The following is a 21,496-nucleotide window of genomic DNA, read 5'->3' as shown; positions in this document are numbered from 1 at the left end:
GTGCGGTTAATATTGAAAGCTGTAGCGCCTCAAGGGAAGCCACACAAGATGACAGTAGCACAGGATCTGGCAGGCCGGCGTGCGGTGATTACCGGCGGCGCGCAGGGATTGGGCCGCGCCATCGCCGAGCGGCTGGCGGTCGCCGGCGCGGCGATAACAATCGTGGACCTAGACGCCGCGCACAGCCCGCTGCCGGTCGGCTGGGACATGGTTGTCTGCGATCTTGGCAGCCCCGCGGCGCAAGAGGAGATGCGCCAACTTGCAGAGCGCCTGGGATCTGTCGATATCGTCGTTGCGAATGCGGGTGTTGTCCCGCCCTGGCGGCGCGTCGTCGCGCTGGACCGGGCGGAGTGGGAAGCGGTGATGGCGGTCAACGTTTGGGGCGTGGCAATCACGCTCGGGGCATTCGCGGACGCGCTGGCACAGTCCGGGCGGGGCGCGGCGATCGTCATGGCCTCGATCAACGGATACAAGGCGCATCCCGAGCAGGTGCTCTACAGCGCCTCGAAACATGCGGTGATCGGCGTGATGCGCGCCGCGGCGCTGGATCTCGGGGCGCGCGGTGTGCGGGTGAATGCCCTGGCCCCCGGGCCGATCGCGACGGAGGCGCTGCTGTCCCGGATCGCGCGGCGTCATGCCGAGGGTGGTCCTGACCCCGAAAAGGTGCTGGCGGGCATGGCCGCTGACACGGCGCTGGGGCGGTTGGCCAGCCCGCAGGATGTGGCCAACGCCGCGCATTTTCTGGCCTCTGACGCTGCGGCGGGGATCACCGGCAAGGTGCTGCCGATCGAGGCGGGACTGGCCTGAGGCCGTCACTTCACCTTGGGGTAAGGGGCGCCCAGCCGTGCTCGGCAATGATCTTGTGACTCGCGATGAAATCGGCGTCCGGGTCTTCGCCGGGCTGAAGCGCGTCGCTGATCATCTCCAACACCGTCACGCCGGAATAGCCGATATCCTTCAGGGCCTGTGCGCAGGGGGCCGGATCGACGATTCCAGTGCCGAGGCGGGTGTGCTTGAATTCCTCGAAACCGGAATCCGAGATGTGCACATTCTTCAGCATGTCGCCCATCATGCGGATCGCCTCGGCCGTATCCTCCTTGATGAAGGCGCCATTGCAAATGTCGTAGTTGATCCCGACCTCCGGGCCGATCAGTTTCGCGGTGTCCACCATGTCCTGCGCGGTGGGCAGATAGGTGAAGGGCACGTTTTCCAGCAGCAACTCCACCCCGGTGCCATCTGCGTGCCGCACCAGCTCCTTCATGCCTTCGACGAACCAGTCGAGCATCCATTCATGCGGCGGGTTTATCAGGCTGTTCACCGGCCCGGGGATCGCGACGACGTAAGGGCAGGACAGCTCGGCGGCGAAATCGATCGCCTCGCGATACCGGTCGAGCGTGTATTCACGCATCAACCGGTCAACGCCGTTCGGGTTGTTGTCCAGCAGAGGATAACAGAAAGATGTGACCTTCTTGCCCTCTCCATCCAGCCAAGCGCGGTAATCCTTGCGGTCCGCGTCGCTCAACTCGCGAGGCCAGCAGTGGGGCGGGAAGATCATAAGCTCGAACAGATCGTACCCCAACCCGCTCAACCGTTTCATCGCGTCGAGCCCGGTATGGGAGTAGAGATAGGGGAATGTGCTTGCCGCAACGTCGAGCGTGGTCATGAGGTGGGAGTCCTTTCCGCTTGTCAGCCTGCCGCCGACATGTTCAATTTGCGCACAAAAGTTAGTATACCGCACGGATGCTGCGGTTCAAACGGAATATGAAGGAAGCCCATGCCCAGTTCGCTATTCTCGCCGATCACCCTGCGCGGGCTGACGATTCCGAACCGGGTGACCGTTGCCCCGATGTGCCAGTATTCGGCAGTGGACGGGGTGCCGCAGGACTGGCACCTCGCGCATCTTGGCCAGTTCGCGCAGTCCGGACCGGGGCTGATCTTCACCGAGGCGACTGGGGTGGAGCCGATGGGTCGGATAACGCCGGCCTGTACCGGGCTTTACGATGATGCGACAGAGGCAGCCTTCGCGCGGATCGTGGCGTTCATGAAGTCGGTGGGGGACAGCCGTGTGGGCATCCAGCTTGGTCATGCGGGGCGCAAAGGCAGCACGGTTCCCCCGTGGGAAGGCGGCGGCATGATCGGCGGGCCGGGCGCGTGGCATCCGCCGGCGCCGTCCGCGGTGCCCTACCTGCCGGGCTGGCCCGCGCCCGACGCGATGGACGACGCGGCGCTGGCCCGCGTGAAGGACGCCTTCGTGCAGGCGGCCCAGCGCGCCGAGCGGGCCGGTTTCGACCTGATCGAACTGCACGTGGCACATGGATACCTGCTGCACCAGTTCCTGTCGCCTATCACCAATGAGCGCAGCGACCGGTACGGCGGCAGCCCTGAGGCGCGTATGCAATACCCGCTTGAAGTGTTCGAGGCCGTGCGCGCGGTGTTTCCCGCCGACAAGCCGATGCTTGTGCGCCTGTCTGCCAGCGACTGGATCGACGGGGCCTGGGACCTGCCGCAATCGGTGGTCTTCTGCCAGAAGCTAAAGGATCTGGGTTGTGACATGATCGATGTCAGCAGCGGGGGGCTTGATCAGCGCCAGAAGATCAAGACAGGGCCAGGCTACCAGGTGGGCTTTTCCGAAACAATCCGGCGCGAAGCGGGGATCGCGACCATGGCCGTCGGCCAGATAACCGATCCTGTCCAGGCCGAGACGATCCTGTCTACGGGGCAGTCGGACATGGTCGCGCTGGCGCGGGGAATGTTGTGGGATCCGCGCTGGACGTGGAAGGCCGCCTTGGCGTTGGGCGAGGATATCTCGCTGCCTGCTCCTTACGCGCGGTGCAATCCCGCATTGCGCGCGACCCCATTCGTGAAAAGGACCTGAGCGATGACTGACCTGAGTGGCAAGACAATCGTACTGACGGGCGCTTCCAAGGGGATTGGCGCGGCGACGGCGGGCGAACTGGTCAGCGCTGGCGCACGGCTGATCGCACATTACGGCAGGGATGCGGAGGGCGCGCGCGACGCGGTGCGTCACGCGGAACGGGGACAGGTCACGCTCTTGCAGGCGGATTTCAACGACATGGTTGCGGTGGACAGGTTCTGGAACGACGCGCGCTCTGCGGCGGGCGGGCGGGTGGACGTGTTGATCAACAATGCCGGGATCATGCGCCAGACAGGCGGCATCCTCGACCCCGTGGACGAATGGGACGCCGTCTGGGCCGAGGCGATGGCGGTCAATGTGCACGCTCCCGCGCGGTTGATGCGCCACGCAGTTGGCGACTGGCTCAAGGCGGATCAGCCCGGGGCGATCATCGGCATTGGCAGTTGGGTCAGCACGCGCGGTACCTCGAACCCCGGCGCGATCGCCTATGCTGCGTCAAAGGCTGCGATCAGCGCGGCGACCAAGACGATCGCGCGCAACTACGCGGACAGGGGTATCCTGGCCTACGTGATCTCTCCGGGGGTGGTGCGCACGCGGATGTCGGAGGAAAGCGCGGCCCGCACGGGGGGCGAGGCCGCCGTGACCGCCAGCCTTCCGATGCGCGAATGGGTGCCCCCCGAGGAGATTGCAGCGCTTGCCGCGTTTCTGGCCGAGGGGCGTGCGCGCCACCTGTCTGGTGGCACAATCGACATAAATGGAGCCGCCTACATCAGATGACTTCAGGCCGCCGCGTTCCTGCTCTCGATGACGTCGACCACCCGGTCGAGTTCCTGCATCAGCGGCACCATCCGCGCCACCCGCTCGCGTCCTTCTTCGCCCAGGCTCTCGAAGGTGGTGATCGGCGCCCGCACGTCTCCCACCGGGTGCCCCGCCGCGGCCGCCAGCGCCTTGGAGTAGCACTGGTGTCCGTACAGCGGATGGCCCTCGGTAATGATCGCGTCGAACTCCTGGATAATGCTTTGCACGGCCCAGACGTCATCCCAGCGCTGTTCGTATGCCCAGTCGACGAACCGGGCCGAGGCGCGCGGGATATAGTTGCCATAGGGGTTCACATAGCCGTTCGCCCCCATCTTGAAGCTTTCCAGCACCTGCTGGCCGGCCCATGGGTTCATCAGCCCGTCGCTTTCGACGCGGATGGCGTGGATCCGCTCGATCCGCTGGCTGGCCTCCTTGATGTAGCGGATCTGCTCGAAGCTCTTGGCCAGCTTGCCGACCAGCTTCGCCGACATGTCCACATGCGAGGTGAACGGATTGTTGTACAGCATGATCGGCAGATTGCATTCCGCGCAGATCGCCTTGTAATAATTGAAGATCTCGTCCTCGGTCGGGGTGTAGTAGTAGGGCGGCAGGATCATCAGCCCGTCCGCACCAAGCGTTTCCGCCTCGACCGAGTAACGCACCGCGTGCGGCGTGTAGGCGTTCATCGTTCCCACCATCACGACCATGCGGCCCGCGACGTATTTCACTGTCGCGTCCACGAATGCGCGGCGTTCCGCGTCGGAGATCGTCAGGAATTCGCCTGTCGTGCCAAGGATGATGATCCCCGGCACGCCGCTGGCGATCTGCCAGTCCAGAAAGCCTTGCCATGCCTCGTAGTCGATTTCCGCGCCTCCGGGCGTGAAGGGGGTGACGGTGACGGTGTAGCTGCCTCGGAAGCTGCTCATGGCTTGATCCTCTTGAATAAACGGGGCCGGTCTTGACGGCGCGGTGTGATGTGCTGGTGGTGGGCGGTGGCATCGCAGGCCTGATGACGGCGTGGTACCTGGCGCGCGACGGCGTCGATGTGATCCTGGTCGAGGCGGGGGAGTACGGTGCGCGGGCCTCCGGGGCGAACGCGGGCTCGCTGCATCTGCAGATCCAGTACCCCGAATTCGCCGCCTATGGCGAGGGTTGGGCGCGGCGCTACGCCCCCACGCTGCGGTTTCTCAAGGCATCGATCGCCATGTGGCAGGACCTGCCGGGCGACCTGGGTGAGGATCTGGACGTCACGCTGAAAGGCGGCCTCGTCGTGGCGCGCAGTGATGTGCAGATGCGCCTGATCGCGGCAAAAGCCGGGGTGGAGGCCTCCGTCGGGGTGGAGATCCGGCTGCTCGATGCGGCTGATCTGCGCCGTGTCGCGCCTTATCTGGCCAAGGACGCGATCGGCGCTGGGTTCTGCGCGATGGAAGGCAAGGCCAACCCGTTGCGCGCCACCCCCGCCGTGGCGGGCGCCGCTGCGCGTGCCGGGGCAAGGCTGATCCGCGGGGCGCGCGTTCAGCGGATCGAGCATGGCGCGCGCGGCTTTACCGTCACCACCAACGCGGGCGAGTTTCACGCGACGCGCGTGGTCAACACCGCAGGCGCCGCCGCCGCGGATGTTGCGGCCATGGTCGGCCTGACGGTCGAGCTGGGCGGGTTTCCGTTGCAGGTCAGCGTTACCGAACCCATCGCCCCCACGATCCCGCATCTGGTCTATTCGGCCGCCGGCAAGCTGTCGCTGAAACAGGCCGCGAACGGGGGCTGCATCATCGGCGGCGGCTGGGCGGCGCAGGTGCGCGAGGGTGGGGGGTTGGCCACCGACCCGCGCAACTTTGCTGGCAACATGGCCATGGCGGCGGAGGTGGTTCCGGCCATGGCGCGCACTCGCGTGCTGCGCAGTTGGACTGCCTGGGTCAACGGCACACAGGACTGGCGCCCGATCCTGGGCGAGGCGCCGGGCGTGCCGGGCTTCTTCCTTGCCCTGTTTCCATGGGTCGGCTTCAGTGCCGGGCCGATGACGGCGCGGGTCACCGCCGATCTGGTACAGGGGCGTGCGCCGTCGATCGACCTGAAGGGCATCTCGGCCCTTTACGACTGACGGCGCGGCCATCGCTCAGGCGACTCCCTGCGTGGCGGTATCACCGGCGACCTTGCGCTTGTAAGCCCGCCAGGTCATCGCCCATTTCTCCGGGTCCTCGAAGGCGTCGCCCTTCAACTGGGCCACCGGTTGGTTGTGTGGCGCGGTCTTCACCAACTCCGGGTTTTCCCGTGCCTCTTGTGCGATCTGTGCGACTACGGCGATCCAGTGATCAATATCCTCTTTCGACCACAGCTCCCCCGCCTCGGGCGTGAAGGGCTCCGGCACGATCCAGGGCTCATGGCTCATCCACCAGGGGTCGATCCCGTAGTCGGCCATCCGGTTCGCAAAATCGGCGGTGCCCACGCCGGTTTCCTCGGTCAGCGGGCCGAGCGACCAGCGCGTCATCTCCATCCGCCGCTGCGTCACATCGGGGTTGGAGATGGCGAGGCCCGGAATCTCCGCCAGCTTCTTGTCCATATAGTTGTTCGCGACCACCGAGATATCGGACGCCAGCTCGATCCCCTCCGCCCCCATGGCGCGGGCCCAGGCGTAGGCTTTGACGACCTGCGGGACGTTGCCCCAGTACTCGCGCACCTTGCCGGCGGATTTCGGGCGGTCGTCGTCCAGTTCGTAGCGATCGCCATTCTTCACCACGACCGGGCAGGGCAGGTAGGGCGCAAGCTCGTCCGAACAGCCGAACGCCCCGACGGCGGGGCCACCGCCGCCCTTGGGCGCGCCGAAGGTCTTGTGCAGCATGAACATGCAGGCATCAAAGCCCAGTTCGCGCGCACACAGCTTGCCCATCACGCCGTTGAAATTGGCGTGGTCGTAGAAGCACAGCGCCCCCGCCTCCTTCGCGATACGCACCCATTCCTTTATCTCGGGGTTGTAGATCCCCATGTCGTCGGGATTGTTGATCATGATCAGCGCGGTCTTGTCGCTGACCGCCGCCTTCAGCGCATCGAGCGAGGGGTAGCCGTTATCTTCAAGCGGCAGGTTGACCACCGTGAACCCGGCGGCGGCAGCCGTCGCGGGGTTGCAGGGGTGCGCCTGGACGGAGGTGACCATCTCGGTCCGCTGGCCGAGCAGGCCGCGATCTGCCCAGTAGGCGCGTGCGACCGTGGCCATGGTATAGGCCGCATCCGCGCCGCCACCGGCTTGGAAGATGAACTGATCCATGCCCGAAAGGCTGCGCAGGATGACGTCGAAATCATGGATGATCTCAAGCACGCCCTGCAGGGTATCCGGGTGTTGGTAGGGGTGCACCTCGGCCAGTTCGGGGCGCAGGGTGGCATACTCCGCCGTCTTGGAATTGTACTTCATCGTGCAGGTACCGAACAGGCTGATGCCCATCATGCCCAGCGTCATCTGGCTGAGGTGCAGGTAGTGGCGCTGCGCTTCGAATTCGGTGATCTCGGGTAGTTCGGGACGGTCCTTGCGGGCCATGGCGGCGGGGATCAGCCCCGTGCCGACCGCTTCGGCGACCTCCGGCTCGGGGGCGGGGAACAGCTGGCCGCGCCCACCGGGGCGGCCCATCTCCATCACCAGCGGTTCATCCCATTTCGCGGCGTGAAACTCGGGCAGGCGGGTCATTTGAGCACCTCCTTCAGGGTATCGGCTAGCCGGCGGATATCAGCGGCGGTATGCACTTCGGTCACGCAGTAAAGCGCGGACTTGCCCAGCGAAGGGATCTGGTTCGACAGATCGATACCTCCAAAGATTTTATGTTTCCTGAGGCTTGCATTAATATCTTCAACCGTTTCCCCAGTGTCGTCGAAGTTGACCACGAATTCCTTGAACGTGGTGTCGGGCCAGACGATCCGCACCCCCGGTACCGCGCCGAGCAGCTTTGCGGCGTAACGCGCGCGGGCCACGATCAACTCGCCCAGTTCGCGAAAGCCATCAGGGCCGAGCAGGCTCATGTAGACGGCCCCGGCAATCGCCCAGAGGTAGGTTGAGTTCCCGGTCCAGTCCTTGCCGTGCTCGCGCGAGCCGTAGGAGTTCTGGTGCGGACAGGCGAGGCCGAAGCCAAGCGGCCCATCCTGAACCGTTTCGGCAACAGAGACGAGGAACCCGTTGTATTCATGAACATATCGCGCTTCATCGCGGGAGGCGATGAAGCCGCCCACACCGCCGCCGCAATGCATGTGCACGCCCAGCGGTTGCACCGGGCCGGTGACGATATCAGCCCCGTAATCCCCCGGCGCGGTCATCACCCCCAGTGACACTGGGTCGACGCCGACGATGGTTTCCGCCCCCGCCGCGCGGGCCAGACGGGCGATTTCGGCCGACTCGGTTTCGATGGTGCCCAGATAGGCGGGGTTCTCGAAATAGACGGCCGCCACATCGTCCCCCAGCTTCGCCGCCAGGTCCCCAAGGTCGAGCCGCCCGCTGGTCGGATCGGTGGCGACGCTCACCACCTCGATATGGCTGTCCATCTCGGAGGGCTGGCAATAGGTGCGCAAGACTGACAGCCGCTCTGGGTCCGACAGCGCGGAGACGAGCACCTTGTTGCGCCCCGTCATCCGCGCGGCCATGCGTACCGCGTGGCCATTGGCGCATCCCCAGGAATAGACCGGCAATTGCACCACATCGAGGTTCAGCAGCGCCCCCAGTTGCGATGAGAACTCGAACCACGCCTGGTTGCGCCCGTGATCGGACTGGTAGCTACCCCACACGTTGGTGGCGAATTCGGTCCGCCCGACGATCTCATCCACGACCGCCGGGACATGGTGCTGCCAGACACCCGCGCCAAGGAACGACAGGTTCGCCTCGCAATCGGAATTTCGCTTCAATTTGGTCACCAGATCGCGCCTCAGAGCCACCTCACTGTCGAGGGCGGGGGGCAGGTCGAGCGGCGTCTTGCGGAAATGATCCTTCGGGATCTGCTCGAACACCTCGGCGACGGACGCGGCGCCGATCTCGTCCAGCATGGCCTGGACGGCACCGGGCGCGGAGTTGGCCATCCAGGGATGGGCGCGGGTTTGGCTGGTCATGGCTTGCTCCCTGCTTTTCGATTCATTGTCGATTCTGCGGACCGCATATCCTGATCTGCACAAAAGTTCGCATATCGCACATTGGGAATCAACTCGCCCCGACGCGCATCATTGTCAGGCGTCCTGCGCCGGTCCTGACGCGGATATACCCCGAGAGCGCCGTATCGAGGTCTGGCACACCCGTATCCACCCAAAGGCGGGGCTGGGCGAGGCTGGCGAGCTTCTCTTCCGTGGCGAGGACGATCAGCCCTTCGCGGCCGGCGCGCGCGATCAGCGCGGGGCTGATCTGCTGGTTGCCGCGCCCGAGTAGGAAGCCCTGTTGGCCCGTAACGCCGAGCACGATGCGAACGGGGCGGTCGCTTGCCAATGCCTCCAGTTCTGATGCGCGGGCGTCACGGGCAACCACCGCGCCATCAAGTAGTGCGTCCGTGCCCAAGGTCGTCGGCGCGTGCCCTGCTGCGCGCATCACCGCGCCCGCGCTGGTGCCGGGGCCGATGATGTAAAGCGTTCCGGGGGTCATGTTGTGCGCCACCTCTTGCGCGGCGGCTGTCAGGGCCTCTGCGGAATCCATCCTTGGTCCGCCCTTGGACGCCTGCATCAGTCGGCGGGCGACAGGCACCCGCGCCAGCCCGTAGAGCCGCGGTGCCAGCACACCGGCGCGGAGGGCGTCCTCGTCAATGTCCATGACCTCGGCGGCGTCATTCCAGGCGATCCGGTCCGGCGCCGAGACCAGATCCGCCAGCAGCGCGCCCGCCGCGCCGGGGGACACCGCGAAGACACCTGAATGCATCTTGACCCCGCAGGGGATGCCGAGCATCGCGGCCCCCTCGGGCAGCGCAGCGGCCACGTCACGGGCGGTGCCGTCGCCGCCGGCGAAGACGATCAGCGACGCATCCCGCATTGCCTCTACGGCCAGCTGGGTGTCGCGTCCCGTACCGCTTGCCGCGGGCATGTGCGCGATATCCAGGGTAAGGGGCGATCCTTCCGCCCAGTCCGCGCCAAGGGGGCCGGGGGCGACGGAAAGGTCCGCCCCCGGGCAACGGGCGGCAAGGCGTTCCAGTGCCAGCCGCGTGCGCGCCCCGGCCTGCGGGTTTGCGCCCCGACGCAGCGCCTCCGCCACCGTATCCGGTCCATCGGTGCCCTTCAGCCCGACGGCGCCGCCAAGTCCGGCGACGGGATTCACGATCAGTCCGATACGCATGGTGTCCAACGGTTGCCCCTTGAATGCTGCCCCCAACAATGCGCACAAATGTTCGAAAATGGGAGAGACCAAATGACTCGCCAGCCGGAAAGCGCCACCCTAGGGCGCGATGTGCCGATCCGACGCCTGATCACCGGCTTGTGGCAGATGGCGGATCAGGAGCGCGACGGCAAGCCCTTCGACCTTGATGCGGCGGCCGAGGCGTTGCTGGCCTATGCCCGAACGGGTTTCGACACCTTTGACATGGCCGATCACTACGGCAGCGCCGAGATCGTGGCCGGCATGGTCCGCAAGGCCATGCGCGAGGCGGGCGAAACGCCGCCGACGATCCTGACGAAATGGTGCCCCGAGCCGGGATCGATGGGCGCAAGCGTCGTGCGCAAGGGGATCGAGACGGCGTTGGAGCGGCTGGACCTCGACTGCATCGACGTGATGCAGTTCCACTGGTGGCGCTACGAGTCGCCGGAATACCTCGATGCGCTTGAGCAGATGATGCGCCTGCGCGAGGAGGGGCTGATCCGCGAAATCGGGCTGACCAACTTCGATGCACAACACCTGCGTATGTTGCTGAAGAACGGGATCGAGGTGGCCTCGAACCAGGTCTGCTTCTCGCTGCTGGATCGCCGTGCGGCGGCGGATCTTTCGGACGTTGCGCTGGCGCATGACGTGGCGATCTTGGCTTTCGGCACTCTTGGCGGGGGCTTTCTTTCGGATCGCTGGATCGGGGCGGAGGAGCCGCGCGACATCCCCGATTGGAGCCGCATGAAATACAAGCGCTTCATCGATGCAGGTGGTGGCTGGGGGCCATTTCAGGACATGATGCAGGCGGTTTCCGCGATCGCTGCAAAGCATGGCGTCTCGGCGTCGAACGTCGCTTCGGCCTGGGTGCTGGATCATCCGGCGGTGCGCGCCACGATCATCGGCGCGCGACTGGGCGAGACGGAGCATCGCGCCGACAACCTGCGCGCGCTGTCCCTCACACTCGATGCCGAGGATCGGGCCGCGCTTGGTGCGGCGACTGCCGGAATGACGCCCATCCCCGGCGATTGCGGTGACGAGTACCGAAAGCCGCCATTCCTCACCGCCTCGGGGGATCTGAGCCATCACCTCGATGCGCTGCCGCCGGTCTTCGACGTGGCAGAGGTTCCGTCACGGCCGGGGCGGATGCGCGCGGAAAGCGGTTCCGTTTGGGAAGCGAAGGCGGGATTCGCGCGCGCCATCCGGTCCGGCGCGCGCATCCTCGTCAGCGGAACGACCGCCACGACGCCCGGCGGCGCTCCCGTGTGTCCCGGTGACGTGGAAGGGCAGGCGGTCTACGCTTTCGACAAGATCCTTGCCGCGATCCTGTCGCTTGGCGGAACGCCCGAGGATGTGATCCGCACCCGCATCTACCTGCGCCGCACAGAGGATTGGGAGGCTGTCTCGGGAGTGCACGCGCGATATTTCGGGGCAACGCGTCCGGCCAACACGCTGGTCGGCGGGGTCGATCTGATCGGGCCCTATGATGTCGAGATCGAGGTGGAGGCCGAAATCTCCGGCGGCTGATCCCGCGGCCCGCGATGCGCGATGCCTGCAAATCGCGCGTCGCCGCGCGGCTGTTCCCTTAAGTTTGCGAATTCCCGAGGCTGGGGATTGACAGGCGTTGCAATCTGCCCGACGCTTTTCTTGCGCACAAAAGTTCGTTTTGCGCACAAGTCGGGCGCAAGATCCGACCTATCGATTGGACCAACGCACATCGACCTGTACGACATGGGAGTACCAACAATGCTTAAGAGACATTTTCTGGCCGGCATCGCGGCGGTGGCACTTGGGGCGATGTCCCTGACGGCTGCGCAAGCCAAAAGCCTGGATGACATCCTGTCGGACGGCGTGATCCGGATCGGCATCAACCCCAACTTCCCCAACATGAGCACACGCAACGATGCGGGGGAATGGGAAGGTTTCGACATCGATGTCGGCAAAGCGCTGGCCGCCGCCATCGGCGTGGAGGTCGAGTGGGTACCCACGGAGACGCCTCAGCGCGTGCCGTTCCTCGTGTCCGACCGCATCGACATTTCGCTCGGGGCGCTGACCCGCAATACCGAGCGCGCGAAGCTGATCGATTACACCGTGCCGCTTCACACCGAGGTTCTGGCCGTGCTCGCCACCGACAAGATCGAGGGTGATAGCTGGCAGGATTTCAACGTGGACGGGGTGACGCTGGCCAACATGCGCGGCAACTGGACGGTCGACTGGATCGGAGAGAACATGCCGGAAGTGGAGGTCGAACTGGTCGACACCCTGGCGGATACCGTGCGCCTCGTCGCGCAGGGGCGCGCAGACGCGATCGTGGAGAATATCGACTTCTTCATGGCATTTACGGAAAACTACCCAGACGTGAACTGGCGTGTGGTCGAGAACCCGATTTTCGTCGCCTATTGCGCGATCGGCGTGGCGCAGGGCAACGACAACCTGACCGAGGTGCTGAACATCGCGCTCTACAACCTGCACTCCTCGGGGATGATCAACGAGACTTGGGAACGTCATTACGGTGCGCCGATGCTGCGCACGGTCGAACCCGATCCGTACTTCTGATGATCCTGGCTCGGTCCGGGGGGAATACGCTCCGGGCTGAGCCAAAAAGGTCATAGGCATGAATTACAGGTTTCAGTTCGGGGTCGTCTGGGACAACCTCGACGAATTGTTCGCAGGGGCGTTGCTGACATTCCAGCTGGGTGTCTTCGCCTTTGCGGGGGGTGCACTGATCGGCCTGGTTTGCGCCAGCCTGAAGACCTACGGGCCATGGCCGGTGCGCCTGCTGGTCAACGCCTATGTCGTGTTCATCACCAACACGCCGGCCCTGATCCAGATCTATTTCCTCTACTTCGGCCTGCCGGAAGTCGGTGTGCGCTGGTCGAACGAAGCCTGCCTGCTGATCGGGCTGACGCTGAATGCGGGGGCCTATCTGACGCTCATCCTGCGCGCCGGTTTCCTGTCCGTCCGCGTGACCGAGATCGAGGCGGGCCAGACACTCGGCATGTCGCTTGTCCAGCAGATCCGCTACATCATCGTGCCCCATATCGCGAAATCCATCTATCCCGCGCTAGCCAACTTCTTCATCGTTGTCCTTGTCATGGGCACCTCGGTCGGTGCGCTCATCGGGGTGGACGAGTTGACCGGGCAGGCGATCAACCTGTCAAGCGTCAACTACCGCTGGCTCGAGTATTTCACCGTCGTCGCGGGGATGTACGTCGTGCTGACCTTCATCGCCAGCATCGGCCTGGCGCTGCTGGGCCGCTGGGCGTTCCGAGTGAAGGCGAAGATCTTCTGATGGAGCGGATGATCGAACAGATCCCGCGCTTCTTCAGTGCCCAGAACCTGACGCTCTTGCTGGAGGCCGCCGGGTTGACACTGGCGATGACGCTCGTCGGCTGCCTGATCGGCTTCGGCCTTGCCTTTGTGCTGGTGTTCCTGCGCCAGACGCCCGGCCTCTGGGCGCTGCCGCTGCGCTGGATCTGCATTGCCTACGTCGAAGTCTTCCGCCGTATTCCCTTCATCGTGGTGATCTACCTCGTTCTGTTCTTCATCCAGGCGGTCACGCCGGACGCGTCGCTGTTCACCATCGCGGTGATCGCGATCTGCCTTTACGCCGTTGCCTATACCGCCGACATCATCCGCGGCGGCATCGAATCCGTACCACGCACCCAAGTCGAAGCGGCCGAGGCGATGAACCTGTCGCGCCTGCAAACCCAACTGAAGATCGTGCTACCCCAGGCGTGGCCGGTGATCGTCCCGCCAGCCATCGCCTTCGCGGTATCTTTCATCAAGGATACCGCACTGGTCAGCCAGGTCGGCGTGTTCGAACTGACCTTCCGTGGCAAGGAACTCAACAACCAGGGGTATTCGGGGATCCTTGTCTTCGGAACCATCGCCCTGTGCTATTTCCTGCTATCCTTTCCGCTCAGCCTTCTTGGCCAATATCTGGAGAAACGTCTTGGCACACCTCGCGGTCAACGACGTGCGCGCAAAATATGGCGCACTTGAAGTCCTGAAGGGCATCAGCTTTTCGATCGAGAAGGGCGAGATCGCGGCGCTCGTCGGTCCGTCGGGCTCGGGCAAGTCGACGGTGCTGCGCGCACTGATGGGACTGACGCCCGTGACAGGGGGGCATGTCGCCCTCGCCGGGGACCAGCTGGACTATTCCAACGCGAAATCGGTGCGCGCGGCGCGGGATCGCATGGCCATCGTGTTCCAGCAATACAACCTGTTCCAGAACATGACGGTGATGCAGAACCTGACCCTCGCCCCGCTGAAGATCAAGCGCTGGCCTCGCGCCGAGGTGGAGTCCGAGGCCCGCCGCCTGCTTGGGCTGGTGGGGCTCGGGGACAAGGCCGACGCCTATTCCGACCAGCTCTCCGGCGGGCAGCAGCAACGCGTGGCGCTGGCGCGCGCGCTGGCGCTGAAACCGCAGATCTTGCTGCTGGACGAGGTGACATCCGCGCTTGATCCCGAACTGGTGAACGAAGTGCTCGACGCGGTGGGGAAACTGGCCGCCGAGGGGATGACGATGATCATCGTCAGCCATGAAATGGCCTTCGTGCGGGAAGTCGCGGACAAGGTCATCTTCATGGATGGCGGCCAGATCGTGGAATCCGGCGAGCCCGCCGCGCTGTTCGATTCACCGCGAACGGACCGGGCGCGGGATTTCTTCAGCAAGATCCTGCGCCACTAGCGGGTGGGGGACGAGAGGGGCGACATGCTCACGTTCTTTTTCAATGCAGCGCCAAACCCGCTGAAAGTCGGTCTTTTCCTTGAGGAGGCAGGGCTGAAGTACCGCGCCGTGCCCATCGATACGAAGAAGGGCGACCAGCACAGCCCCGGTTTCCGTGCGATCAATCCCAATGGAAAGGTGCCCGCGATCGATGACGGCGGCGTAATCGTGTTCGACAGCAATGCGATCCTTCTGTACCTCGCAGAGAAGACGGGAAAGTTCCTGAACGGTGACAGCCTCTCCGAGCGGGCGGAGTTGTTGTCCTGGCTTATGTTCATTGCCAGCGGGGTCGGCCCCTATTCCGGGCAGGCAGTGCATTTCCGCAATTTCGCGCCAGAGCGGCTGGCCTATCCCATCAAACGCTACGACTACGAGGCGCGGCGTCACTGGCGGATCGTGGACGACCGGCTTGCGAAGCGGCGGTTCATGCTGGGCGACACCTATACCATCGTTGACATGGCCATCTGGGGGTGGGCGCCGCGCATCCCCTTCATGTTGGGCGACGAGAATGCGATGACGCAATTTCCAAACCTCGATCGCCTGATGGCCGAGCTTGACGCCCGACCGGCCGCACAAGCCGCGCTGGCGTTGAAGGACCGGTACGCCTTCAAGACGGAGTTCGATGAAGAGGCGATGCGCCACATGTATCCCCAGATATTCGCACCTGAACCGGACTGACTGGCTCTATCATGTGTCCGGGCTAGGCGCGGGGGCGGCAAATTGACTGTTGGTCAGGCATGAAACTGCGCTATCTCTCCCCGGATGAACTTGTCACCCAGGGGGGCCCGATGCGGCGATTGTTTATCATTGGGATCGCGCTGAGCCTTCTGGCCGGCGCGACTCAGGCGCTGGCGCAGGGCCGACCGGCGGGGGTCGTGACCGACATCGTCGCGACCGAGCAGATGTCGGAGACCGTTTCTGTCTTCGGGCAGGTTGTCTCGGGGCGTCAGAGCGCTGTCGCCGCGCGGGTGTCCGGTGTCGCGGCCGAGGTTCCCTTGCAGGTCGGCGACCGGGTGGCGAAGGGGGATGTGCTCGCCAGTCTCGATACCGAGCTTTTGCGCATCCAGCTTGCCCAGGCCGAGGCGGAGGTGCAGATCGCCAAGGCCGGCCTGGCCGTCGCCCAGGCCCAGTTGGAGCGTGCGGAATCCTCCTTCCGGCGGGCCGAGACGTTGCAAGCGAACGCCACCATCTCGGACGTGCAGCTCGAGGATCGCGCCAGCGCCTATGCCGAGGCGATCGGCGGCAACCAGCAGGGCATGGCGCGGGTTCAGGCGGCGGAAGCAGCCCTTGCGCGGGCGCGCTACGAGCTGACCAACGCCATCGTGCGCGCGCCCTTCGACGGCGTAGTGCTGGAGCTGAAGACGGAGGTGGGCCAGTTCGTTTCCGCCGGAAGCCAGGTGGCGATGCTGGTCGATCCCGGCGCGACGGAGGTCGAGGCGAACGTGCCCGCGCGGTTCATCAGCGCGCTGAGCCCGGACCTGGCCGTCGAGGCGCAAAGCGATGCGGGCGGGGCGCTCGGCCTGCGGCTTCGCGCGATCCTGCCGACGGAGTTTTCCGCGACACGGACGCGCCCGGTGCGCTTTGAAATCACCGGCCCCGAGGCCATGGTGGCCGTCGGCCAGTCGGTCACGCTGAACGTGCCGGTCAGCGCGCCGCGCGATGTGCTGGTGGTGCCCAAGGACGCCCTAGTGCAGTCCAGCGGCGGCTGGAGCGTGTTCGTCCATGAGGACGGCAAGGCGAATGCGCGCACAGTCGAACTGGGCGCGGCGATCGGGGGCTCCTTCGAAGTTCTGTCGGGCCTCGCCCCCGGCGATGAGGTCGTGGTGCGGGGTAACGAACGCCTGCGCCCGGGCCAGGAGATCGCGCCGACGCTGCGCGGCGCCGAGGGGGCCGAGCCCGGTCGCGCCGGGGATGCGCAGGGCAGCATCGCGCCTGAAAACGCGAACGGCGAAGGCGACGGACAGCGCCAGCTGGCCGGCAGGGGCTGAGCGCCATGGATCCGATCAGATTTTCCATCGACCGCCCCGTCGCGGTCGTGGCCATCGTCATCATGGCCGTCCTGTTCGGCGTGATCGCCCTGACCCGGATTCCGGTACAGCTGGCCCCGGATGTGCGCAAACCCATCGTCGTGATCGACACCTCCTGGCCCGGCGCCGCCCCCGCCGAGGTGGAGCGCGAGATCATCAACCCGCAGGAGGATGCGTTCCGCGGCCTCGCCGGGCTGGAGGTCATGACCAGCCGCGCCAGTTCCGGCCGCGCCTCGGTCACGCTGGAATTCGCCGTCGGCTCAGACATGGGGGATGTGCTGCTACTGGTCTCCAACCGGCTGGACCGGGTCGGAGGCTACCCCGAGGAAGCCGGGGAGCCGACGCTGAACACCTCAGGGTCAGACGACAGCCCCATCGCCTGGGTCACCGTGCGCGCCGGGCCGGACACCACGCGGCCGCTGCCGCAGTTCGGCGACTTCATCGAGGACGTGGTCAAGGAACGGCTGGAGCGGATCGACGGCGTGTCCAGCGTCAACGTCTTCGGCGGCGTATCGCGCGAGTTGCAGATCATCATCAAGCCCGAGGAACTGGCCCGCTTCGGCCTGACCATCGGCAACGTCATATCGGCGCTGCGCTCCGAGAACATCAGCGTCTCGGCCGGGGACGTGGAGGAAGGCAAGCGCCGCTACATCGTGCGCGCAGACGGCAAGTTGGATACCGTGGCCGCGGTGGAGAGCGTCGTGCTGCGCAGCGCGGGGCAGGGCACGACCGGGGCGCTTGGCCGTGTGCGGGTAGGCGATGTGGCCGATGTCGCCTTCGCCTACAAGGAAGGCACCGCGCGGTTGCGTTTCCGCGGTGAGCCGGCGCTGGCTTTCAACATCGTGCGCGAACAGGGCGCCAACGTCATCTCCACCATGGAGGAGATCAAGACCGTCCTTGCCGAACTCAGCGCCGGGCCGGTGGCCGATGCAGGGCTTCAGATCGAACAGATATATGATGAGACGGACTACATCGAAGGGGCGATAGACCTCGTGACGCAGAACATCTGGATCGGCGGCCTGCTGGCGGCGCTGATCCTGATGCTGTTCCTGCGCAGCCCGCGCGCGACGCTGGTGATCAGCCTTGCGATCCCGGTGTCCATCGTCGCGACCTTCGTGGCCATGGCGGCCACGGGGCGGACGCTGAACGTGATCTCGCTTGCGGGTATCGCCTTCGCGATCGGGATGATCGTGGATGCGGCCATCGTGGTGCTGGAAAACATCTATCGCCTGCGCGAGCAGGGACTGAACCGGCGGCAGGCGGCTTATATCGGGGCGCGGCAGGTCTGGGGCGCGATCCTCGTGTCGGCGCTGACCACGGTGCTGGTCTTCGTGCCGATCCTGATGATGCAGCTTGAGGCGGGGCAGCTGTTCCGCGATATCGCGGTGGCGATCTCGGTCTCCGTGCTGCTCTCATTGCTGGTGGCTGTCACGGTGATCCCGGCCCTTGGCAGCCGGCTTCTGCCCCATGGCAAGACGCGCCGGGTGCCGCTGCCGGTCATCGATCAATTGGCGTCGGCCTTCCGCTGGGTGGTGATGCTCTACGTCAAGGCGACGGTGCGCTTCCGCGCGCTGGGGCTGGTGATGGTCGCGGTGATCGCGACAACTGCCGCCACCGCCGCGATCACCTTCCTGCCGAAGCTGGAATACCTGCCTGAGGGGAACCGCAACCTGGTCTTCGGGCTGATCATCCCGCCCCCCGGCTACAACCTGGAAACCACGGAAACCATCGCCGAGCGCATCGAATCCGTCGCCCGCCCCATGTGGGAGGCCCGCCCCGAGGCGCAGACTGCGGACGGCCAGCCCGCGCTCGACTCCTTCTTCTTCGTCGCGACGCCCGGCAACAGTTTCGTCGGGGCCGCCGCCGTCGATGGCGAGAGGGTCGGCGACGTCATCCCGATCCTGTCGCGCCCGATCTTCGCGGAACCGGGCACCTTCGGATTCATGACGCAGCCCTCGCTGTTCGGCCGCGGCGTCGGGGGCGGGCGCACGATCGAGCTAAACGTCTCGGGCAACGAGCTGGAGGATATCCTGGCCACCGCCGGGCAGGCGGCGGGGATCATCTCGCAATTGCTGCCGCGCGCGGAAGGGCACCAGTTCCGCCCGATCCCGGGGCTGGAACTTGGCGCGCCCGAAGTGCGGCTGATCCCGGACCGGCTGCGCCTGGCGGATGCGGGCCTGTCCACGCAGGCGCTGGCCACCACGGTGGACGCCTACAACGACGGTATCCGCGTGGCGGAGATCAACGTCGGCAACCGGCGGATCGACTTGACGCTGAAGGGGGACGACACCGCGCTCAGAGGGATGCGCACGCAGGATGTGGGCTCTTTCCCCGTGGTCACGCCTTCGGGGCAGATCGTGCCCGTCTCCGAACTGGCGGAAGTGCGCGTCACCGCAGGGCCGACGGAAATCCGCCACCTGGAGCGGTTGCGCACGGTCACGCTGGAGGTCCGCCCCTCGGACGGCTTGCCGCTGGAGGCGGCGGTGGAACTGCTGGAGACCGAGGTGATCGCGGCGCTGGAGGAACGCGGCCTGCCGCCGGGCGTGCGCCTGTCCGTGTCCGGCACCGCGGACCAGTTGTCCCAGACCTGGAACGCGATCCAGATCAACCTTGCCGTGGCGCTGGTGATCGTCTTCCTCGTCATGGCGATCCTGTTCGAATCCTTCGTGCTGCCGCTGGTGGTGCTGATTTCGGTCCCGGTGGCGGCGGCGGGGGGCGTCGGAGGGCTGGCGGTGCTGAACATGTTCGGCACGCAACCCCTTGATATGCTGACGCTCCTTGGGTTCGTCATCCTTGTCGGGATCGTCGTGAACAACGCCATCCTGATCGTGCACCAGTCCCAGTACCTGCTGCGCGAGGAAGGCTATTCCCCGATCGACGCGATCGAGGAGGCGACGCGGAACCGGATCCGGCCGATCTTCATGTCGACGCTGACGTCGGTGTTCGGGATGCTGCCGCTGGTCCTGTTTCCCGGCGCCGGGTCGGAGCTTTATCGCGGGCTTGGCGCGGTGGTTGTCGGGGGGCTTTCGCTGTCCGCCTTCCTGACGCTGCTGACGGTGCCGCCGCTGCTGCGCCTTGCGATGTCCTCGGAAGAGCGGGAAAATACCGGGCCCCGGGTTCCGGCTGCCGCCGAATAGGCGCGGGCGAAAGGGTCTTGTGACAGCGCCCCCGCCGGTCTGGCGGGGGCGTTGTTCTTTTCCGGGATCAGCTTGAAGGCAAGTCCAGGACGGCGCCGACGGGCAGCGTGTCCGGGTTGTTCAGCTTCGAGCGGTTGAGCGCGAAGATTTCCCGGTAGCGCAGGGAATCCCCGTACACGGCGCGGGCGATAAGCCCGAGCGTGTCGCCACGCTCAATACGGATCACCCGCGACTCGCCGCTGCCCTCGATCCGGTCGAGGACGGCTTGCACCTCCGGGTCAACCGAAGGCGATTCGGGCTCTGGCTCGGGCTCTTCTGCCTCCGCCACTTCCTGCGTCACTTCCTCGATCTGCTCGGGGTCGGTGCTGGGTTCGGCCTTCAGCCGGCTCAGCCGATCCTCCCGCACGTCGCTGCCCTCGGACGCCACCACGGCGAGGTAGTCGACTTTCTGCGCCTGCTTGCTGGCGGTTTCCTGCGCCAGTGCCTCAAGCGAGGTGGCGATAAGCGTATCGCCATCCAGAAGCCCGTCGGAGTTCAGAAGCTGCGACGGCACGGGGCCCTCGTAGGTCAGGTCGAACACCTCTTCGAGCAGCAGGGACATCGTGTCTGTATCGACCCCTGCTTCCTGGGCGGCCCGCGCGTATCGCGTCAGCGAGTCGCGGAACGCCTCCGTGACGGCCGGATCGGGCAGGGCGGTGCCGTCCGCCGTGCGAAGGTCATCCTCCGCAAGGTCGAGAAGGCTCGACATGACACGCTTGGCATAGAATTCCAGCCGCCGCCGGGTGGCCTGATCAATCAGCCCCGCCTGGGCGAAGCGTATGTTCACAGGTGCCGGAGTCGCAGACACGCCGGCTTGACCGCCCTGCGATGGGGTGGCCCCGATCGCCATCGGCGCAAGGCCGATGACGAGGGACAGGACCACAGGGCCACTGATATATCTGATGCTCATGTCGTTAACCTCCGGGTGCACCGGGGATTTCGACCGTCAGTCCCAGAAGCAGCCAGTTCTGCATGCCTCCGCGGTAATACTTGAGCTTTGACGGCGGGTACCCGGCTTCCAGCAGCTTGCGGATCGCCCGGGGCGACTGGTCGCACCATGGGCCGTTGCAGAACAGCGCCAGTTCCTTGGCTTCGCTGAAGTCCCACTTCCCCTCGGCGTTCGGCTTGCCGCCGAGCAGTTGCAGGATACCGTCGAGGAACGGGTTCTGCTCGTCGCCCTCGAACAGGGTAAAGGGCAGGTTCACGGATCCGGGGATGGTGCCCGCGTCGTACCAGTTGCGCAGGCGGGCATCGACCAGGTAGCCGCGACCGGTGGCGACCTTGTCCTCGAGGAAGGACATGATCTCAAGTTCGCCGTAGGTGTCCACGCCCGGTCCGGCGGACATCGGGTGGATACAGAACGGCGGGCAGGGACGCGAGGTTTTCGCGAAGGACGGATCGATCACCGCCTCGTTGTCCTGGTTCCGCTCGATCACGATGAAGCGCTGGCCGTTGTCGAATTCGAAGAACGGCAAGTCCTGGGTGATGTTGACATCCTGCGCCGAAGCGCCGGAGGCGATGATGCCTATCCCGCACGCCAAAGCGCAGGATAGGCTGGCTCTCAGAAATTTACGCAATTTGAAATCCTTCCGT

At 65.4% G+C, this 21,496-nt stretch carries 19 protein-coding genes; 12 read left to right on the top strand and 7 right to left on the bottom strand.

The window, feature by feature from the left end; translation table 11 throughout:
• Positions 1 to 48 precede the first annotated feature (48 nt).
• A complete protein-coding gene (locus DJ029_RS12525) occupies positions 49 to 807 on the top strand; it encodes an SDR family NAD(P)-dependent oxidoreductase (RefSeq protein ID WP_112322806.1) in 759 nt (252 codons plus the stop codon).
• A 10-nt stretch (positions 808 to 817) separates the two neighbouring features.
• Here the strand turns inward: DJ029_RS12525 and DJ029_RS12520 are convergent, their stop codons facing one another.
• Positions 818 to 1,663: a sugar phosphate isomerase/epimerase family protein gene (locus DJ029_RS12520; protein WP_112322805.1), complete on the bottom strand. Its 846-nt coding sequence runs from the start codon at positions 1,661 to 1,663 to the stop codon at positions 818 to 820.
• A gap of 111 nt (positions 1,664 to 1,774) precedes the next feature.
• On the opposite strand from DJ029_RS12520, the gene DJ029_RS12515 reads away from it, so the two are divergent.
• Both DJ029_RS12515 and DJ029_RS12510 read left to right on the top strand, forming a co-directional pair.
• Positions 1,775 to 2,875 carry an NADH:flavin oxidoreductase/NADH oxidase gene (locus tag DJ029_RS12515; RefSeq protein ID WP_112322804.1) on the top strand — a complete coding sequence of 367 codons (1,101 nt, stop codon included), beginning with the start codon at positions 1,775 to 1,777 and terminating at the stop codon, positions 2,873 to 2,875.
• Positions 2,876 to 2,878: 3 nt separating this feature from the next.
• Positions 2,879 to 3,652: an SDR family NAD(P)-dependent oxidoreductase gene (locus tag DJ029_RS12510; RefSeq protein ID WP_112322803.1), complete on the top strand. Its 774-nt coding sequence runs from the start codon at positions 2,879 to 2,881 to the stop codon at positions 3,650 to 3,652.
• Positions 3,653 to 3,654: 2 nt separating this feature from the next.
• Here DJ029_RS12510 and DJ029_RS12505 read toward each other — a convergent pair whose 3' ends face one another.
• The gene (locus DJ029_RS12505) at positions 3,655 to 4,599 is read right to left on the bottom strand and encodes a dihydrodipicolinate synthase family protein (RefSeq protein WP_112322802.1); all 945 of its coding nucleotides are present in this window, start codon (positions 4,597 to 4,599) and stop codon (positions 3,655 to 3,657) included.
• 32 nt (positions 4,600 to 4,631) lie between these two features.
• Here DJ029_RS12505 and DJ029_RS12500 point away from each other — a divergent pair, with 32 nt between their 5' ends.
• Complete coding sequence (locus tag DJ029_RS12500; protein ID WP_157966362.1) at positions 4,632 to 5,771, top strand: NAD(P)/FAD-dependent oxidoreductase; 1,140 nt, start codon at positions 4,632 to 4,634, stop codon at positions 5,769 to 5,771.
• Positions 5,772 to 5,786: 15 nt separating this feature from the next.
• On the opposite strand, the gene gcvPB is transcribed toward DJ029_RS12500, so the two are convergent.
• The 3 genes from gcvPB to DJ029_RS12485 form a co-directional block, all read right to left on the bottom strand.
• Complete coding sequence (gene gcvPB, locus DJ029_RS12495) at positions 5,787 to 7,346, bottom strand: aminomethyl-transferring glycine dehydrogenase subunit GcvPB (RefSeq protein ID WP_112322800.1); 1,560 nt, start codon at positions 7,344 to 7,346, stop codon at positions 5,787 to 5,789.
• Entirely contained in the window at positions 7,343 to 8,749 is a 1,407-nt protein-coding gene (gene gcvPA, locus DJ029_RS12490) for an aminomethyl-transferring glycine dehydrogenase subunit GcvPA (protein ID WP_198671142.1), read from the bottom strand. Before gcvPA ends, gcvPB begins: the two co-directional genes overlap by 4 nt.
• An 88-nt stretch (positions 8,750 to 8,837) precedes the next feature.
• Positions 8,838 to 9,950: an ATP-NAD kinase family protein gene (locus tag DJ029_RS12485; protein ID WP_232823074.1), complete on the bottom strand. Its 1,113-nt coding sequence runs from the start codon at positions 9,948 to 9,950 to the stop codon at positions 8,838 to 8,840.
• A 72-nt stretch (positions 9,951 to 10,022) separates the two neighbouring features.
• Between DJ029_RS12485 and DJ029_RS12480 the strand changes: the two genes are divergently transcribed.
• The 8 genes from DJ029_RS12480 (at position 10,023) to DJ029_RS12445 (ending at position 19,864) form a co-directional block, all read left to right on the top strand.
• Positions 10,023 to 11,495 carry an aldo/keto reductase gene (locus DJ029_RS12480; RefSeq protein WP_112322798.1) on the top strand — a complete coding sequence of 491 codons (1,473 nt, stop codon included), beginning with the start codon at positions 10,023 to 10,025 and terminating at the stop codon, positions 11,493 to 11,495.
• Positions 11,496 to 11,714: 219 nt separating this feature from the next.
• Positions 11,715 to 12,524, top strand: a complete 810-nt coding sequence (locus DJ029_RS12475; RefSeq protein ID WP_157966361.1) for a transporter substrate-binding domain-containing protein — start codon at positions 11,715 to 11,717, stop codon at positions 12,522 to 12,524.
• Positions 12,525 to 12,582: 58 nt separating this feature from the next.
• On the top strand, positions 12,583 to 13,260 hold the full coding sequence (locus tag DJ029_RS12470; protein WP_112322796.1) for an amino acid ABC transporter permease: 678 nt from the start codon (positions 12,583 to 12,585) through the stop codon (positions 13,258 to 13,260).
• Between the two features lie 8 nt (positions 13,261 to 13,268).
• Entirely contained in the window at positions 13,269 to 13,973 is a 705-nt protein-coding gene (locus DJ029_RS12465) for an amino acid ABC transporter permease (RefSeq protein WP_112322982.1), read from the top strand.
• The gene (locus DJ029_RS12460) at positions 13,924 to 14,661 is read left to right on the top strand and encodes an amino acid ABC transporter ATP-binding protein (RefSeq protein WP_112322795.1); all 738 of its coding nucleotides are present in this window, start codon (positions 13,924 to 13,926) and stop codon (positions 14,659 to 14,661) included. The genes DJ029_RS12465 and DJ029_RS12460 overlap by 50 nt, the downstream gene beginning before the upstream one ends.
• Before the next feature lie 24 nt (positions 14,662 to 14,685).
• Positions 14,686 to 15,378, top strand: a complete 693-nt coding sequence (locus DJ029_RS12455; RefSeq protein ID WP_112322794.1) for a glutathione S-transferase family protein — start codon at positions 14,686 to 14,688, stop codon at positions 15,376 to 15,378.
• Between the two features lie 110 nt (positions 15,379 to 15,488).
• Positions 15,489 to 16,688 carry an efflux RND transporter periplasmic adaptor subunit gene (locus tag DJ029_RS12450; RefSeq protein ID WP_157966360.1) on the top strand — a complete coding sequence of 400 codons (1,200 nt, stop codon included), beginning with the start codon at positions 15,489 to 15,491 and terminating at the stop codon, positions 16,686 to 16,688.
• 5 nt (positions 16,689 to 16,693) lie between these two features.
• The gene (locus tag DJ029_RS12445; RefSeq protein ID WP_112322792.1) at positions 16,694 to 19,864 is read left to right on the top strand and encodes an efflux RND transporter permease subunit; all 3,171 of its coding nucleotides are present in this window, start codon (positions 16,694 to 16,696) and stop codon (positions 19,862 to 19,864) included.
• Positions 19,865 to 19,931: 67 nt separating this feature from the next.
• Here DJ029_RS12445 and DJ029_RS12440 read toward each other — a convergent pair whose 3' ends face one another.
• Both DJ029_RS12440 and DJ029_RS12435 read right to left on the bottom strand, forming a co-directional pair.
• Positions 19,932 to 20,813, bottom strand: coding sequence for a LysM peptidoglycan-binding domain-containing protein (locus DJ029_RS12440; RefSeq protein ID WP_112322791.1), 882 nt, complete (start codon positions 20,811 to 20,813; stop codon positions 19,932 to 19,934).
• 4 nt (positions 20,814 to 20,817) lie between these two features.
• Positions 20,818 to 21,480: a rhodanese-like domain-containing protein gene (locus tag DJ029_RS12435; protein WP_232823065.1), complete on the bottom strand. Its 663-nt coding sequence runs from the start codon at positions 21,478 to 21,480 to the stop codon at positions 20,818 to 20,820.
• Positions 21,481 to 21,496 lie beyond the last annotated feature (16 nt).

Source organism: Oceanibium sediminis, assembly GCF_003265325.1.
Taxonomy (GTDB): Bacteria; Pseudomonadota; Alphaproteobacteria; order Rhodobacterales; family Rhodobacteraceae; genus Halovulum; species Halovulum sediminis.
This window is presented reverse-complemented; position numbering and strand designations above follow the sequence as displayed.

Bases quoted from the DNA above. Each gene is read 5' to 3' on its own strand.
- DJ029_RS12485 (WP_232823074.1), bottom strand. From the start codon at position 9,950: ATGCGTATCGGACTGATCGTGAATCCCGTCGCCGGACTTGGCGGCGCC.
- DJ029_RS12525 (WP_112322806.1), top strand. From the start codon at position 49: ATGACAGTAGCACAGGATCTGGCAGGCCGGCGTGCGGTGATTACCGGC.
- DJ029_RS12455 (WP_112322794.1), top strand. From the start codon at position 14,686: ATGCTCACGTTCTTTTTCAATGCAGCGCCAAACCCGCTGAAAGTCGGT.
- gcvPB (WP_112322800.1), bottom strand. From the start codon at position 7,346: ATGACCCGCCTGCCCGAGTTTCACGCCGCGAAATGGGATGAACCGCTG.
- DJ029_RS12480 (WP_112322798.1), top strand. From the start codon at position 10,023: ATGACTCGCCAGCCGGAAAGCGCCACCCTAGGGCGCGATGTGCCGATC.
- DJ029_RS12475 (WP_157966361.1), top strand. From the start codon at position 11,715: ATGCTTAAGAGACATTTTCTGGCCGGCATCGCGGCGGTGGCACTTGGG.
- DJ029_RS12515 (WP_112322804.1), top strand. From the start codon at position 1,775: ATGCCCAGTTCGCTATTCTCGCCGATCACCCTGCGCGGGCTGACGATT.
- DJ029_RS12520 (WP_112322805.1), bottom strand. From the start codon at position 1,663: ATGACCACGCTCGACGTTGCGGCAAGCACATTCCCCTATCTCTACTCC.
- DJ029_RS12440 (WP_112322791.1), bottom strand. From the start codon at position 20,813: ATGAGCATCAGATATATCAGTGGCCCTGTGGTCCTGTCCCTCGTCATC.
- DJ029_RS12450 (WP_157966360.1), top strand. From the start codon at position 15,489: ATGCGGCGATTGTTTATCATTGGGATCGCGCTGAGCCTTCTGGCCGGC.
- DJ029_RS12445 (WP_112322792.1), top strand. From the start codon at position 16,694: ATGGATCCGATCAGATTTTCCATCGACCGCCCCGTCGCGGTCGTGGCC.
- DJ029_RS12505 (WP_112322802.1), bottom strand. From the start codon at position 4,599: ATGAGCAGCTTCCGAGGCAGCTACACCGTCACCGTCACCCCCTTCACG.
- DJ029_RS12510 (WP_112322803.1), top strand. From the start codon at position 2,879: ATGACTGACCTGAGTGGCAAGACAATCGTACTGACGGGCGCTTCCAAG.
- gcvPA (WP_198671142.1), bottom strand. From the start codon at position 8,749: ATGACCAGCCAAACCCGCGCCCATCCCTGGATGGCCAACTCCGCGCCC.
- DJ029_RS12470 (WP_112322796.1), top strand. From the start codon at position 12,583: ATGAATTACAGGTTTCAGTTCGGGGTCGTCTGGGACAACCTCGACGAA.
- DJ029_RS12465 (WP_112322982.1), top strand. From the start codon at position 13,269: ATGATCGAACAGATCCCGCGCTTCTTCAGTGCCCAGAACCTGACGCTC.